The following is a 1,563-nucleotide window of genomic DNA, read 5'->3' as shown; positions in this document are numbered from 1 at the left end:
GTCGATCAGGCCCGCGAGGCGCACCAGGGGATGACGGCGATCGACGAGGTTCACCAGGGCCGAGCGGAAAAGTTCGGGCTGCTCGGATGGCGGCGATTTCGGCGGCATCGGCGGTCTCCAGGCGGCGACGCGCCAAGGGAATCACGCCGCTCGACGAGCTTCAACAGGGCCGCGGATTTGCAAGGTTTTCGACCGCTCCGGACAGCAGCCTTGCAAACGCGAGTACTTGCGTCCGCCGCAAACCCCAGGAATCCCGGGGACTTCCGCGTTGTTCACGTCCGACTACCTCGCCACGCCACGGCTGCGCGGATTGTTGGCGCTGAACCTCTCCGTGGCGGCGGCAGGCGCGATGGTGATCGTCAACACCGTCGTCCTGGTGCGCGCCGGCTTCGGCCTGGGCGATCGCGAGGTGGCCTGGACGCTGGCCGCCTACGGGTTGGGGTCCATGGCGGCGGCGTTGCTCCTGCCGCGGCTGCTCGGGGAGCGGGTGACGGACCGTACGGCGATGCTGGCCGGCGCCGCGGTGATGGTGGCTGGGCTGCTGTTGGCCCCGCTGGTGCCCTCCTGGTCCCTGCTGCTGCCCATCTGGATGCTGCTCGGCCTCGGCAACGGGCTGGTGCTGACCCCGAGCGGGCGGCTGCTGCGGCGCTCCGCACAGCCTGGCGATCGGCCGGCGCTCTTCGCCGCCCAGTTCGCCCTCAGCCACGCCTGCTGGCTGCTGACCTACCCCCTGGCGGGCATGGTCGGTGCGGCGTTGGGGCTGGGGCCCTCCTCCCTGGTGCTGGCTGTGCTGGCGATGGCAGGGCTCGGCGCGGCCTTGGAGCTGTGGCCGCGGCATGACCCTGAGGAAATCGCGCACCACCACCCTGACTTGCCGCCGGACCACCCGCACCGCGCCTCCGGCGATGGGTCCTTGCCCGCCGGGCCGGGCGGCTTCCAGCACCGCCATGCCTTCGTGATCGACGACCTTCATGGGCAATGGCCGCGCTGATCGGTTGACGCAGGTCATGGTCGACCTGCTGCAGGGCGCGCAGCCTTCGGCCTCTCCGCTCCGAAGGCGGATCCCTCATGCTGCCTTTCACGACCACGCCGTTCTTCGCGGTTTTTACCGGTGCTGCCGATGGGCAGCCTATTTCAAGGCCGCGTAACATGCCGGCGCGGGCTGACCCGCGTGCTTGAAACCCGACGCAGGTAGCGCGCCCTCCTCCGGGTACCAGCGGCAGAGCCAACTTTGCCGGAGTGGCGACGCCGAATATCGGCCTGATCTCCGACATCATCGCCTGCCCCGGCATGGATTACTGCGCTCTGGCCACGGCGCGCAGCATCCCCATCGCGCAGCGCATCAGCGAGCGGTTTGCCAGCCTCGACCGGCAGCTCGATATCGGCACGCTGCACGTTAACATCTCCGGCTGCATCAATGCCTGCGGGCATCACCATGTCGGCCATATCGGCTTGCTCGGCGTCGACAAGCGGGGGGAGGAAGTCTACCAGATCACGCTCGGCGGCAGCGCCACCAACGACGCGAAGATCGGCGACCTCATCGGCCCGGCCTTCTCCGCCGAT

General features: G+C 69.0%; 1 protein-coding gene and 1 pseudogene. Both read left to right on the top strand.

The window, feature by feature from the left end; genetic code table 11:
• Positions 1-268 precede the first annotated feature (268 nt).
• Positions 269-991, top strand: a complete 723-nt coding sequence (locus ACLF3G_RS29380) for an MFS transporter (RefSeq protein ID WP_430672920.1) — start codon at positions 269-271, stop codon at positions 989-991.
• Between the two features lie 245 nt (positions 992-1,236).
• Positions 1,237-1,563: pseudogene (locus ACLF3G_RS29375) on the top strand (nitrite reductase); the annotation flags it as partial.

The organism is Falsiroseomonas sp. HC035 (assembly GCF_050563525.1).
In the GTDB taxonomy this organism is placed as follows: Bacteria; Pseudomonadota; Alphaproteobacteria; order Acetobacterales; family Acetobacteraceae; genus Falsiroseomonas.
Note: the sequence above shows the minus strand (reverse complement) of the source record. Positions and strands in the feature narration are given on the sequence as shown.